A 12,597-nucleotide genomic window follows, 5' to 3' on the forward strand; every position below is an offset into this window, starting at 1 on the left:
CGCTTCGCTTACGCCTTTCACGGTGATTCCGCGACGCGTCCGCCGGCGAACCGCTTCGCCAGCGAACCATGAATGAATGGATGTCCCCTGCCCAGCGAAACACCCCGCCGTGCGCCCTGCCAGTAGATACAGGCTCGCGCTATCAGCTTCAACCGTACGAGCTATAAATATTCTTTAAGGCTTTGATGTGTATCATTTTTTCGTCGGGATCAGTGAAGGTATCGCCGGTTTCGCGCCGCCGGGCCCGGCCCCGTCCCCGCAGCCCTGTGACGACTGCTCGATCAGGACGTGCACCTTGCGGCTGTCGGATTCGACCCGCGATACGCCGGTGGTCATGTCCACCTTCAGGCGATCGCCACGCATCACGTTCTTGCACTGGGTCAGCACGACCCCGCCCAGCATCGTGATGAGGTTGGCCCGCGTGTCGAAGATCGCGGTCTCTCCGGTCACGACCTGATCCTTCTGCGTCACCACGACGGAGCCCTTGGCCTCCAGCCGGCGGATCGAGGAACTGCCGCCGGGCCCTGGGGTCGCCGACCGCATCGGGGCGGATTTCGTTCCTTTGGCAGTGGCGGGCGACGGCGTGGCCGGCGCCGGACCGGAATCGTAGAACACCGCCAGCGTCTTCGAGGTCATGGTGGTGTCGCCCTGCACGACCTTCACATTGCCGGCGAAGGTTGCTTCCTTCTTCTTGTCGCGCATTTCGAGCGAGGCCGCTTCGATCTGAATCGGTTGATCGCGGTTTTGCGAGAAGCCCTGCATCGCGTTCGGCACCGACGCGGAGCTTTGAGCGCCCGCATCACCGGACGCGATCAGCGCGAGCGCCGCTGCCGCAAAACTGCGCGAGAAAGACTGCATCATCTGCGGTGAGCGCGCCGGCATTGATCCGTATTATTTTTTGCCGGGGATCAGCGACGGTATCTGTACCGGAGCCGGAGCCGGCTTCGACCCTCCCGATCCGGACCCGCAATCCTGTCCCTGGATGAACATGCCCTGCACCTTGCCGCTGTCGGATTCGACCCGCGACACGCCGGTGGTCATGTCGACCTTGAGGCGGTCGCCGCGGAGCACGTTCTTGCACTGGGTCAGCACGACCCCACCGACCATGGTGATGAGGTTGGCCCGCGTGTCAAAGATCGCGGTCTCTCCCGTCACCACCTGGTCCTTCTGCGTGACCACGACGGAGCCCTTGGCTTCGAGCCGGCGGATCGACGAGCTGCCGCCAGGCCCCGGCGTCGCGGACTGCATCGAGCCGGATTTCGATCCCTTCGGCGCGGAGGGCGCAGGCGTCGCCGGCGCCGGGCCGGAATCGTAGAACACCACCAGCGACTTCGAGGTCATGGTGGTGTCGCCCTGCACGACCTTCACGTTGCCGGCGAAGGTCGCCTCCTTTTTCTTGTCGCGCATTTCGAGCGACGCCGCTTCGATCTGAATCGGCTGATCGCGGTTCTGCGAAAAGCCCTGCATCGCATTCGGCACGCCCGACATGGCGCCTTGCGCCAAGGCGTCACCGGAGCCGATCAGCGCGAGCGCAAGCGCTGCGGCCGCAAAACTGCGCGAGAAGAACTGCATCATAAATTTCATTTCGTGTTGGCGGACTTGCCGGTGACGGACCGCGTCCTGGGTGGTGGCGCTGGTTCGGGCTCGGGCTCAGGCGCCGGCGGGCTTTCCATGACCAGGTTCATCACGACATTGCCTTCGAAGCGAACGATCTCGCCGCTGTTGATGATCCTGAGCCTGTCGGCGGTGAGCGTGCCATTCAGCAGCTTGACGTCGACATGCTCGTCCGACGTCACCGTTCCCTTGTTGATGTCGACATAGGCCTGCGAGAGCCTCGCTTCATAGCCGGTGGACGATTGCAGGAAGATATCCTTGCGCAGGTCCAGCATCTGCTGCTTGCTGTCGAAAAATCCCGTGCGCGCATCCATCGTCACCGTGCTCTTGTCCTCCATTGTGACCTTGGCCCGCAACGTCTGGAGCTCGACGTGATCGGGATTGGTCAGATCCTGGATGGCCGCCTTGGCCCACAATTCGTAAGGTCGCTGGTCGGTCGAGAAACCGGCGAGGTGCGGCGATTCCATCGTGACCTTGGTGCCTGACACCACGAGATTGCTGATGTCGACAGGCAGCTTCGCCAGCCCCGAGATGCGGAACGGGTTGAAGACCGAGATCGCGACGATACCCGCCATGGCCAGCAGCACGGCCGCCGGGACCGCGATCCGCAGCACCCGCACCATCCGGCTATGGCGGGCGGCCGCGGCAAAGCGGGCCTCCATTCCGGTGGCATAGGCTGGGTTCTGTACCGAGTTCACCGCGGCTCCAAGGGGCGCCATGACGCCAGGAAAGCGTCATTCTACCCGCAATCGCGGGATTATGCAGCCCGGACACTCGCGATGAGTGTGACCGAAACGGGGCGGAAGCGGCAGCCGGACCGCTTCAAATAGCCTCGGTCACGAATGCGCGAAGATGTCCTCGGCCTCCCAGCCGCCGAGGTCGAGCTTTGCCCGGGTCGGCAGGAAGTCGAAACAGGCCTGCGCCAGCGCCGTGCGGCCTTCGCGCGCCAGCATGGCGTCGAGCCGCTCGCGCAAGGCATGCAGATGCAGCACGTCGGACGCGGCATAGGCGAGCTGCGCCTCGCTGAGGCTCGCTGATCCCCAGTCGCTCGACTGCTGCTGCTTCGACAGGTCGATGTTGAGCACCTCGCGCACCAGGTCCTTCAGGCCGTGCCGGTCGGTATAGGTGCGGGTCAGCCGCGAGGCGATCTTGGTGCAATAGACCGGCTGCGGCATCACGCCGAAGGTGTTGTAAAGCGCGGCCAGATCGAACCGTGCGAAGTGAAAGATCTTGGTGATGGCAGGATTGGCCAGCAGCGCCTTCAGGTTCGGCGCGTCGGTGTGACCCTTGGGAATCTGGATGACATCGGCGCTGCCGTCGCCGTTCGACATCTGCACCACGCAGAGCCGGTCGCGATGCGGGTTGAGCCCCATGGTCTCGGTATCGATCGCCACCGAATCCTTGTAGCGGGAGAGATCGGGCAGATCGCCGCGATGCAGGCGGATGGTCATGAAGGAAAGCCTCGTGTCTCAGGTCGATTCGACGGAAACACTAGCGCCCGGAGCCGCTGGAGGCGAGCGGGTGGGCATGGCTTATAGGATGGGAATTTAACGGCCCCGCCGGGATTCTTACCTGCCAATCAGGCATTCGCCTGCTTCGCGCGAGCCGGAGCAGTGCCGCAACTACGGCTTGCTCCGGGAAGCCAGGGCCGTTCAGGCCGTCTTCTCGTCGGATGATTTCGGCGGCTGAAGCTCCGGGCTGTTGGCCCAGCGGTCGAGATTCTCGATGACGTCCGCATGGCTCGGCCGCTGCGGAGGCGGCGACTTCTGCTCTTCGGACAGCTTGCGCGGTAGCTTGATGTTCTCGGTCATGGGCATGCTCCACGCCAAAATTATGCGCTCGCGCAGACCATAAATCAACCATTAACACATTGTTTTTACTGAAGTATTTAACTAATTTGGCAGAAGAATCTGGTTTGGTGGAACTGCCGTCAAAAACGGACGTTGAGTAAACTACTCACTTGGGTACAGTAACTCAATTGTCTCAGCCAGGATGACTTCGATGGCCGACCTCCGCGGTGAAAGATTGCAGGTAATGCTCTCTCCTGAGGAACTGACGGTGATTGACGACTTCCGATTCAAGCACCGGATGCCGACGCGGGCGGCGGCAGTGCGTGAACTATTGAAGCTCGGATTGAACGCGATGGCTTCCGATGGCGCGGGAATGAAATCCAGCAATTATGGCGTGTTCAGCCGCGGTCCGGACGGACACACGTCGGGCTCCGATCCGGATCCGGCGGCATAGCCCACCGATCTGTCGCGTCATCGCGGGCTCGCTCGCGCTTCAGAGCTCGCTCGCGCTTCAGAAAAAGCCCGCCCGCGCGACATCGTGGCCCGGCGACCTCGAACCCGGCGCGCCTCCACAGCGACCAAATCCACGGCGAATTGGTACCGGGGTGAAGCTATGGTTCGCGACGTCATCTTGCTGCTCGGGCTTGCCCTCGGCCTCGCCGCCTGCTCGCCATCCGACGACTTCGCGGCCTGCACGGCCGGCGACGGCGGCCCTGACGCGATCAGCGCCTGCTCACGGATCGTCCTGGTCGCGAAAATCCCGCTGTTCGGCTGGCAATTCGATGACCGCGACCTCGCCAAGGTTTACATGGCCCGCGGGCGCCAGCTCGCTGCCACGGGCGATCTCGATCCGGCGATCGGCGATTTCGGCGAAGTGATCCGGCTCGAGCCGCGGGATACGCAGGCTTTGCTCGAGCGCGCCGCGGCCTACCAGAAGCGCGGCGACTTCGATTTCGCCATCGCCGACCTGAGCGCGCTGATCGACCGCGACTCGCGGCGTGCAAGCCATTACGCCGCACGCGGCAAGGCCTATCAGGCAAAGGGCGACGACGAACGCGCGCTCAAGGACCTCAACCAGGCGATTGTGATGGATCCGGGCGATCCGTTCTACAAGGTCGCGCGAGCGGCGAGCCACCGCCGCAAGCGCGCCTACGACCGCGCCATTGCCGACGCCGACGCCGCAATCGCGATCCAGCCCTACTTCGCCGTGTTCTATGTCGAGCGGGCCGACAGCCTGCTGCGCAAGGGCAGCAGCGCCGAGCGCGCGCTCGCCGACCTCGATCAGGCGATCAAGCTCGAGCCCGGCCTGGCCATCGCGCACAGCCGCCGCGCCGTCGTACTGACCTTGATGAAAGCGCATGGCGAGCCGCTCGCCGAAGCCGAGGAAGGCGTGCGGCTCGATCCGAAGTCGGCCGAGGCGCGGGTCACGCGCGGCATGATTGCGCTCGCCGCCGCCCAGCGCGAGCGCGCGGCGGCCGACTTCGACGAAGCGATCCGCCTCGATCCGAAACATGCCGAGGCCTACGAGGCCCGCGGCATCCTGCGTCGCGCCGCAGGCAACCTCGATGGCGCCATCAGGGATTTCGGCGAGGCGATCCGCCTCGACCCCCGCATGGTCGGCCCCTATGTGCAGCGCGGTGGCATGTTTCGCGAGCGTGGCGCGCACGACAAGGCGCTCGACGACTTCACGCTCGCGATCCGCAACGCGCCCATGCAGGCGGGCCTCTATGTCGAGCGTGCGCAAAGCCACGAGAAGCTCGGCCGGCTGCCGGAAGCGCTCGACGATTTCCGCGTCGCGCGCGGGCTCGACCCGCGGATGCCTGCCGCGAGCGAAGGCTATGCGCGCGTCGAGGCGGCGTTCGCGGCGAGCGGCCGGCCGAAGCCGTCGGGAAATCCCTGAGTTCGGTGCGCAAGAGGGCCTATCACTGATTTGCGTGTTCGGCCGCGGTCGGGACGGACACACGACGCCATCAGACCCGGATCCGGCCGGATAGTCAGGTAAAATCCTCGCTGCAGGCAAGGCTTGTTCGAGCGTCAGCGATCGCGTTTACGTTTCGCTGGTATTTTCCTGCTATGTCCGCCTGCTGTTATCGACTTCACAACCTGGGCGGCGCGGTCTGTTTCGCCTTGGCTTTATTGCGAGATCGGTGACTCCGCCAGCACACGGACAGCGGATTTTGATGCCCAGTATCGGAAGCGTACTCGAAAGCAGAAAGGGCGTCGGCCCGGGTTTCGACACGCTGCGCATCGGGCTGGCCTTCTCCGTTATCGGCTGGCATTCATTCCACATCGTGGCAGGTGAGCCTCACCCGCTCGCAGACCTGCATTTCTTCTGGTTCCCAGGATACGCCATCCTTTCGATGTTCTTCGCGCTGAGCGGCTTTCTGATCACCGCAAGCGCGACGCGGCTGTCGTTGGGCAACTTTATCCTCAATCGGGGACTGCGCATCGTTCCCGCCCTGCTTGTCGAGGTGGTGCTCTCGGCGATCGTGCTTGGCGCGATTTTTACGACGCTGCCGTTGTCGGAATATTTTCGAAGCGACGGATTTTGGCGTTACTTCGGAAACGTGGCAGGGTTTGTCAGCCTGACGCTGCCGGGCGTCTTCGAGACCAATCCGGATCACGCGGTCAACACGTCGCTTTGGACCATTCCATTCGAGATCGGCTGCTACGCCCTGATGGCCGGACTCATCCTGTGCAAATGTCTTCATCGGCCGAGGCTGGTGCTGATGTTGTGCGCGGCATTCGGCGTGATTGCCATCGCGATCTATCTGGCCGACCCGGCGTTCACGTCCACTTCCAGCCTTGATCCGCGCGACATTTTTGTAGGCAGCGGCGGCTCGCGCCTGTTCATCTCGTTCCTGCTCGGTATCGCCATCTATCTTTATCGATTCGATATCGAATACAGCCGCCAGGCGGCGCTGGCGTGTCTTGTGTTCTGCCTGGTCGTTGCAGCGGTGGGGCCACTGCCCGGCGCGCTCCTCAACGTCTTTGTAACGCCGGCACTGGTGTATCTCACGGCCTATATCGGCGTTTCCGATCTGCCCAAACTGCCGTTCTTTCATCGAGGCGACTACTCCTACGGCGTCTATCTTTATGGATATCCGCTCCAGCAAACCATCGTTGCCGTCTGGCCTTCCCAAATAAACGTAGCTGTTCTCTTCGCGCTCGCTGCGATCGCAACAACCGCCTTCGCCATGTTCTCCTGGCACGTGATCGAACTTCCGATCCTCAAGCTGCGTAGCCGCTTTTCTTTCGTTGGCGGGACGCGAATACAGGCCCTCGAGCCGGCGGAATGAGCTGAGTTCGTCGAGAAGCGGCGGGTAACGTTCACCTGTCTCAATCACGTAGCCGGTCTTCGCGATGACGTTGGCTTGCCAGCATTCGATCATCGTCACGAACGGAGTTGACCACCTGGGTGCGAGAGAATGAAGTTCCTGGGCCGAGACGAAGCGACTCTGCTGGAGAAGATGCTTCGTCGTGAGATCGCAGAACGGGCCGGTCCGAAATTCGTCCTCTACTACGACAGCGGCGGCCGCGATTATACCGCCGCCGCGAATGCAATCGCGCTGTCGATCGGGAAATTTTCGGAGGCCACGGTGGTTTTCTTGTACTGCCTTAACGGCGACGGCTGGGACGAACCCGGCGCTTCGACAGAAAGGTGGAGGCGGAACAGAAGTTGGCGCGCCACGAATAATGAGAATCGTCGACTGTATGAAGCCCCGGTCCATCGTTTCGAACCTGACGAGGTCGAACAGCTATCCAAAACGATCGAATTTTCGCTTGAACTCGGCTGGGACGCCCTGATCGCAGCAAAGCCCGGACGCCAGCTTGCGTTCGTCTCGCACGATGACCGGTTGGAAATCTACCGAGGCTTCGGTGGCGGCTTGCTTGTCAGGCAATTGACCGGGCTCGGATACTGGCGTCGCGCTGTTCGGTAACGAAGTGACGAAAATGCGCACCGCAATGACGACAGCCACTCCGCAAGCACGTTGGTCGCATGTGCCCGGTCTTGTGCACCGGCCGGCGGACCAAACCGCCCGCATTTTCGCGAATCATGGGCAAGGGCAATGGTGCCCAGGAAAGGACTCGAACCTTCACGGCCGTGAAGCCACTGGCACCTGAAGCCAGCGCGTCTACCAATTCCGCCACCTGGGCCCGGGCGGGTTAGTAAGGAACGGTCACGCACTTGTCAAATCGCTTCAATGCCGCCCAAATACGCTGTACAGCGACCGCGTGTTGGCGTATCGCGAATCCGCTAAATTCAACCGATATCTCTCGAATTTGACGGCAGGACTTGACCCCGATGACATCGAACCCGGCATCGAACCTGGATACCCTCGTCACGATTTTCGGCGGATCGGGCTTTCTGGGACGAAACGTGGTTCGGACGCTCTGCAAGCGCGATTACCGTATCCGCGTGGCGGTACGGCGGCCTGAACTGGCCGTCCATTTACAGCCGGCCGGCAAGGTCGGCCAGATCCACGCCGTGCAGGCCAACGTTCGCCATCCGGCCTCGGTCGAGGCCGCGATGCGCGGTTCGCACGTCGTCATTAACCTGGTCGGAATCCTGGCCGAGGGCGGCGCGCAGACCTTCGACGCCGTGCAGACCAGGGGCGCTGAAACCATCGCCAAGGCCGCCAGCGCCATCGGCGCGCGGATGGTGCACGTCTCGGCGATCGGCGCCGACGAGAATTCCCCATCGCACTATTCCCGCGCCAAGGCCGCCGGCGAGCAGGCGGTGCTGGCCGCGGCCCCCTCGGCCACGATCTTGCGGCCCTCTTTGATGTTCGGCCCCGAGGATCAATTCACCAACCGTTTTGCCGCGCTGGCGCGGATATCACCCTTCCTGCCGCTGATCGGCGGCGGCGTGACGCGGGTGCAGCCGGCCTATGTCGGTGACGTCGCCACCGCGGTTGCCGATGCCGTCGACGGCAAAACGAAGCCCAGCGCCACCTACGAGCTTGGCGGACCCGAAGTGCTGACCATGCGCGAGATCATGGAGACCATTCTCGCGATCACCGAGCGCAAGCGCATGCTGATTTCGCTGCCGTTCGGGCTGGCACGGCTGCAGGCGCTGTTCCTGCAATTTGCGCCGGGGCCGTTGAAGCTGACGCCGGACCAGGTGGCGATGCTGCAATCGGACAATGTCGTGTCGGACGCCGCCAAAGCCGCGGGCCTCACGCTGGAAGGCCTCGGCATCACGCCGGAGTCGATGCAGACGATCGCCCCGCAATATCTCTGGCGCTTCCGCGCCGCCGGGCAATTCCAGCGCATGAGCGTGTGAAGGTTTCGTAACTTTCGTAGGGTGGGCAAAGCGAAGCGTGCCCACCATCCAGCACCGCGCTCGCAATGGTGGGCACGCTTCGCTCTGCCCACCCTACAATTTCCCGAAACCTACCGCCCCAGCGCCAGCGCGATCAGGCCGAGCGTGCCGATGACGACGCGCCACCACGCAAAGAGCGTGAATCCGTGGCGGGTGACGTAGGTCAGGAACGTCTTCACCACGATGATCGCCGTGATGAACGACACCACGAAGCCGATCGCGATGACGCCGATGTGATCGATCGTCATCTCGCCGCGGTTCTTGTAGAAATCATAGGCGAACGCGCCGACCATGGTCGGAATCGCGAGAAAGAACGAGAACTCCGCCGCCGAGCGCTTGTCGCCGCCGAGCAGCATCGCCGCCACGATGCTGGCGCCGGAGCGCGATACGCCGGGAATCATCGCCACGCATTGCGCGATGCCGATCCACAGATACATCATCAGCGGATAGCGCGTGGCGTCGTCCTCGTGCGGCTTGAGATTGAGCTGATCGACCCACAGCAGGATCGCGCCGCCGACGATCAGCGTGAAACACACCACCCACGGATTGAACAGCAATTCCTTGATGTATTTGCCGACAGCCAGGCCGACGACCACCGCCGGCAGGAACGCCACCAGCACGCCGATGACGAATCGCCGGTCGTCGGGATTGGTGAACATGCCAAGCGCCACGCGCCACAGCTTGACGAAATACAGCATCACGATCGCAAGGATCGCGCCGAGCTGAATCAGGATCACGAAACTCTGCCAGAAGGCGCCCTCGCCGAGGCCGAAGAAGCGTTGCGCCAACAGCATATGGCCGGTGGAGGAAACCGGGAGAAATTCCGTGATACCCTCGATGATGCCGAGAATCACCGCCTTCACTGCATCCGACATCATGATGTGGTCCGTTTGGCTGGGAAAAGCGCGTTCTTCTCGCCTATTCCTCCCCATGCCGCAATCGCAAAAAAACGCCAAACATAGGTTGCCTCATACGCGTGCTTGGCTAGTGTCCCGATTCGCATGACGCGGCTTGAGGGTTCCTCAGGCCGCGATTTTACCCCAGGGATTTCATGTACACGCTCTATCATCACCCGTTCTGCCCGCAGTCGCGCTTCATTCGCCTGGTGCTGGGCGAACACGGCCTCGACCTGCGCCTGGTGGAAGAGCGGGCCTGGGAGCGGCGCGAAGGGTTTCTCGTGCTCAATCCCGCGGGCACCACGCCGGTGTTGATGGCTGACGGTTTTCCGCCGATTCCGGGCGCCGGGATCATCGCCGAATATCTCGACGAAACGCACGGCCTGGAGGCGGGCGAGCGGCGGCTGCTGCCGGCCTCGATGGGCGAGCGTGTCGAGGTGCGCCGGCTGATGGCGTGGTTCAACGAAAAATTCTTCGAGGAGGTGTCGAACCCGCTGGTAACCGAGCGCATCTACAAGCGTTTCATGAGCGAGGAGAATGGCGGCGGCGCGCCGGCGACCGACGTAATCCGCGCGGCCAAGGTCAATGTGCGCTATCATCTGGCCTATATCGGCTGGCTGGCGCAGACGCGGAATTTCCTCGCCGGCGACCGGCTGACCTACGCGGATCTCGCCGCCGCGGCGCATCTTTCGGCGATCGATTATCTAGGCGACGTGCCATGGAGCGAGGACGACGCGGCAAAGGCGTGGTACGCGCGGGTAAAATCCCGCCCGTCGTTCCGCCCGCTGCTGAGCGAATGGCTGGCGGGCGTGCCGGCGTCGCGCACCTATGTGGACCTCGACTTCTGAACAAGGCCGTCAAACTCTCCGCCGCCGATCTGAAGGCCGCGCTCAAGCGCGAAGCAGGGACGCTCGGTTTCGACTGCATCGGCGTGACCGGGCCCGACGCGATCGGCAGCGCCGGAAAATATTTTCGCGAGTTCCTCGATGCCGGTGCGCATGGCGACATGGACTGGCTTGCGGCGCAACCTGAACGGCGAATGGACCCGCGCGTGCTGTGGCCTGGCGTGCGCTCGATCATCATGCTCGGCTTCAATTACGGCCCCGATGAAAATCCGCTCGCGCTTCTCGAACAACGTACGCGCGGCGCGATCTCCGCCTATGCGCAGGGCGACGACTATCACGACGTCATCAAGAAGCGACTGAAGACGCTGGCGAGGTGGCTGGTCGCCGCATCAGGCGAGGAAGTGAAAGTATTCATCGATACCGCAGCCGTGATGGAGAAGCCGCTGGCGCAGGCGGCGGGACTCGGCTGGCAGGGCAAGCACACCAACCTCGTCTCGCGCGAATTCGGCTCCTGGCTGTTTCTCGGCGCGATCTTCACGGCTGCCGACCTGCCGCGCGACGACGCCGACAGCGATCATTGCGGCTCCTGCAACGCCTGCCAGGAGATATGCCCGACCGCGGCATTCCCCGCGCCCTACAAGCTCGATGCGCGGCGCTGCATTTCGTATCTCACCATCGAGAACAGGGGCCCGATCCCGCACGAATTCCGCAAGAGCATCGGCAACCGCATCTATGGTTGCGACGACTGTCTCGCCGTGTGCCCGTGGAACAAGTTCGCGCAAGAGGGCCGCGAAGCCAAACTGGCCGCGCGCGCGGAGTTGCGTGCGCCGTCGCTGGCCGAGTTGGCGCGGCTCGACGACGCCGCATTCCGCGCGCTGTTTTCGAAATCACCGGTCAAGCGTATCGGCCGCGACCGTTTTGTCCGCAACGTGCTGATCGCGATCGGCAACGCCGACGATCCGTCGCTGGAGGCGGAGGCCGAACGCCTGCTGGATGATGCAAGCCCGCTGGTCCGCGGCGCGGCGGTGTGGGCGTTGTCGCAGTTGGTCGAGCGGGAGAGATTCGACGCGCTGGCGGCGAAGGCGATTGGCGCCGAAGCAGATGACGACGTGCGCGCGGAGTGGCAGCAGGCCTCCCAAACCTCGGCCGTCATGCCCCGCGAAGGCGGGGCATCCAGTACGCCCTGATATCTCGGATGATTCGATATGGCACGGCGTGCTGGATCGTCCGCCCAGTGCGCAATTGCGCACAAGGCGGACGATGACAGACGGAGTGAAATCCGCCATGGTCGCCCGCCATGACAAAAAACCAGCCTTTCTTCACGCATAATCGCGACAGCGATACCTTCATGCCCACGCCCGTCTCCAACGGCCCGTGGGACCCCAATTCCCTGCACGGTCGTGTCGTGGTCGGCCTGCTCGCCCATGTGATCGAGCAGCGCCATGGCTCCGACGATTTCATGCCGGCGCGGCTCACCGTCGACATGTTCCGCCTGCCGAACACCACGACGCCGATCGAGGTCACGACAAAAATCGTGCGCGACGGCCTGCGCATCAAAGTGGTGGAAGCTGAGTTCCTCAGTGGCGGCACCCGCATGGCGCGCGCCTCCTGCCAGTTATTGCGCAAGACGGAAAACGCACCGGGCAACGTCTGGTCGCCGCCGAACTGGGACGCGCCGAAGCCGTCGGACATTCCAAGGCCCACCGATCCCCGGCTCGGCATGAACGGCAAATGGACTACGCGGCCGATCGTGGGCCATATGGGTTCGCTCGGGCCGCGGCGGCTGTGGATGAGCGAGGTGCGCGAACTCGTCGAGGGCGTGCCGATGTCGCCCTTCGTGCATGTCGCCACAGGAGCAGATTTCGCCAGCCCGTTCGCCAATGCCGGCGATCAGGGGCTCGGCTACATCAACAGCGATGTCACGCTCTATCTGCACCGGCTTCCGGTCACGCCGTGGGTCGGCTTCGACGTGGTCAACCACCACGCCACCGACGGCATCGCGATCGGCGAATGCTGGCTCTATGACGAGCAGGGACCGATCGGAACGTCGACGGTGGCAGCGCTGGCGCAGCGCAAGCCGATGACAAATGTGCCGCCGCCGTAAGGTTACTGCGCGCCCAAACTCT

The 12,597-nt window shown here is 63.2% G+C and carries 14 protein-coding genes and 1 tRNA gene; 8 read left to right on the forward strand and 7 right to left on the reverse strand.

The genetic code is table 11. The annotated features are described in order from the left end of the window. Window positions 1-192: 192 nt before the first annotated feature. From IVB05_RS42875 to IVB05_RS42895, 5 genes are all read right to left on the reverse strand, one after another. Complete coding sequence (locus IVB05_RS42875) at window positions 193-882, reverse strand: LptA/OstA family protein (protein ID WP_247782211.1); 690 nt, start codon at window positions 880-882, stop codon at window positions 193-195. Between the two features lie 9 nt (window positions 883-891). Continuing rightward, a complete protein-coding gene (locus tag IVB05_RS42880) occupies window positions 892-1,584 on the reverse strand; it encodes an LptA/OstA family protein (RefSeq protein WP_247782212.1) in 693 nt (230 codons plus the stop codon). After that, window positions 1,581-2,276: an LPS export ABC transporter periplasmic protein LptC gene (gene lptC, locus IVB05_RS42885; protein WP_247787400.1), complete on the reverse strand. Its 696-nt coding sequence runs from the start codon at window positions 2,274-2,276 to the stop codon at window positions 1,581-1,583. Before lptC ends, IVB05_RS42880 begins: the two co-directional genes overlap by 4 nt. 174 nt (window positions 2,277-2,450) lie before the next feature. Then, on the reverse strand, window positions 2,451-3,065 hold the full coding sequence (locus IVB05_RS42890) for a ribonuclease D (RefSeq protein ID WP_247782213.1): 615 nt from the start codon (window positions 3,063-3,065) through the stop codon (window positions 2,451-2,453). Between the two features lie 201 nt (window positions 3,066-3,266). Continuing rightward, window positions 3,267-3,425: a hypothetical protein gene (locus tag IVB05_RS42895; RefSeq protein ID WP_247782214.1), complete on the reverse strand. Its 159-nt coding sequence runs from the start codon at window positions 3,423-3,425 to the stop codon at window positions 3,267-3,269. Between the two features lie 190 nt (window positions 3,426-3,615). Between IVB05_RS42895 and IVB05_RS42900 the strand changes: the two genes are divergently transcribed. The 4 genes from IVB05_RS42900 (at window position 3,616) to IVB05_RS42915 (ending at window position 7,345) form a co-directional block, all read left to right on the forward strand. Further along, window positions 3,616-3,858 carry a hypothetical protein gene (locus IVB05_RS42900; RefSeq protein ID WP_247782215.1) on the forward strand — a complete coding sequence of 81 codons (243 nt, stop codon included), beginning with the start codon at window positions 3,616-3,618 and terminating at the stop codon, window positions 3,856-3,858. A 159-nt stretch (window positions 3,859-4,017) separates the two neighbouring features. Beyond that, the gene (locus IVB05_RS42905) at window positions 4,018-5,304 is read left to right on the forward strand and encodes a tetratricopeptide repeat protein (protein WP_247782216.1); all 1,287 of its coding nucleotides are present in this window, start codon (window positions 4,018-4,020) and stop codon (window positions 5,302-5,304) included. Window positions 5,305-5,584: 280 nt separating this feature from the next. Further along, entirely contained in the window at window positions 5,585-6,703 is a 1,119-nt protein-coding gene (locus tag IVB05_RS42910; RefSeq protein ID WP_247782218.1) for an acyltransferase, read from the forward strand. 129 nt (window positions 6,704-6,832) lie between these two features. Continuing rightward, a complete protein-coding gene (locus IVB05_RS42915) occupies window positions 6,833-7,345 on the forward strand; it encodes a hypothetical protein (protein ID WP_247782220.1) in 513 nt (170 codons plus the stop codon). Window positions 7,346-7,475: 130 nt separating this feature from the next. Here the strand turns inward: IVB05_RS42915 and IVB05_RS42920 are convergent. Continuing rightward, window positions 7,476-7,562 (reverse strand) — tRNA-Leu (locus tag IVB05_RS42920). Between the two features lie 148 nt (window positions 7,563-7,710). Between IVB05_RS42920 and IVB05_RS42925 the strand changes: the two genes are divergently transcribed. Then, window positions 7,711-8,691: a complex I NDUFA9 subunit family protein gene (locus IVB05_RS42925; protein ID WP_247782221.1), complete on the forward strand. Its 981-nt coding sequence runs from the start codon at window positions 7,711-7,713 to the stop codon at window positions 8,689-8,691. Window positions 8,692-8,801: 110 nt separating this feature from the next. Here the strand turns inward: IVB05_RS42925 and IVB05_RS42930 are convergent, their stop codons facing one another. After that, complete coding sequence (locus IVB05_RS42930; RefSeq protein ID WP_247782226.1) at window positions 8,802-9,608, reverse strand: undecaprenyl-diphosphate phosphatase; 807 nt, start codon at window positions 9,606-9,608, stop codon at window positions 8,802-8,804. Window positions 9,609-9,781: 173 nt separating this feature from the next. On the opposite strand from IVB05_RS42930, the gene IVB05_RS42935 reads away from it, so the two are divergent. From IVB05_RS42935 to IVB05_RS42945, 3 genes are all read left to right on the forward strand, one after another. Further along, on the forward strand, window positions 9,782-10,474 hold the full coding sequence (locus IVB05_RS42935; RefSeq protein ID WP_247782228.1) for a glutathione S-transferase family protein: 693 nt from the start codon (window positions 9,782-9,784) through the stop codon (window positions 10,472-10,474). Next, window positions 10,423-11,658 (forward strand): tRNA epoxyqueuosine(34) reductase QueG, encoded by a 1,236-nt coding sequence (gene queG, locus IVB05_RS42940; protein ID WP_247782230.1) that lies wholly within the window; start codon window positions 10,423-10,425, stop codon window positions 11,656-11,658. The genes IVB05_RS42935 and queG overlap by 52 nt, the downstream gene beginning before the upstream one ends. Before the next feature lie 110 nt (window positions 11,659-11,768). Next, entirely contained in the window at window positions 11,769-12,575 is an 807-nt protein-coding gene (locus tag IVB05_RS42945) for an acyl-CoA thioesterase domain-containing protein (protein ID WP_247782231.1), read from the forward strand. Window positions 12,576-12,597 lie beyond the last annotated feature (22 nt).

This window comes from Bradyrhizobium sp. 170 (assembly GCF_023101085.1).
Classification (GTDB): domain Bacteria; phylum Pseudomonadota; class Alphaproteobacteria; order Rhizobiales; family Xanthobacteraceae; genus Bradyrhizobium.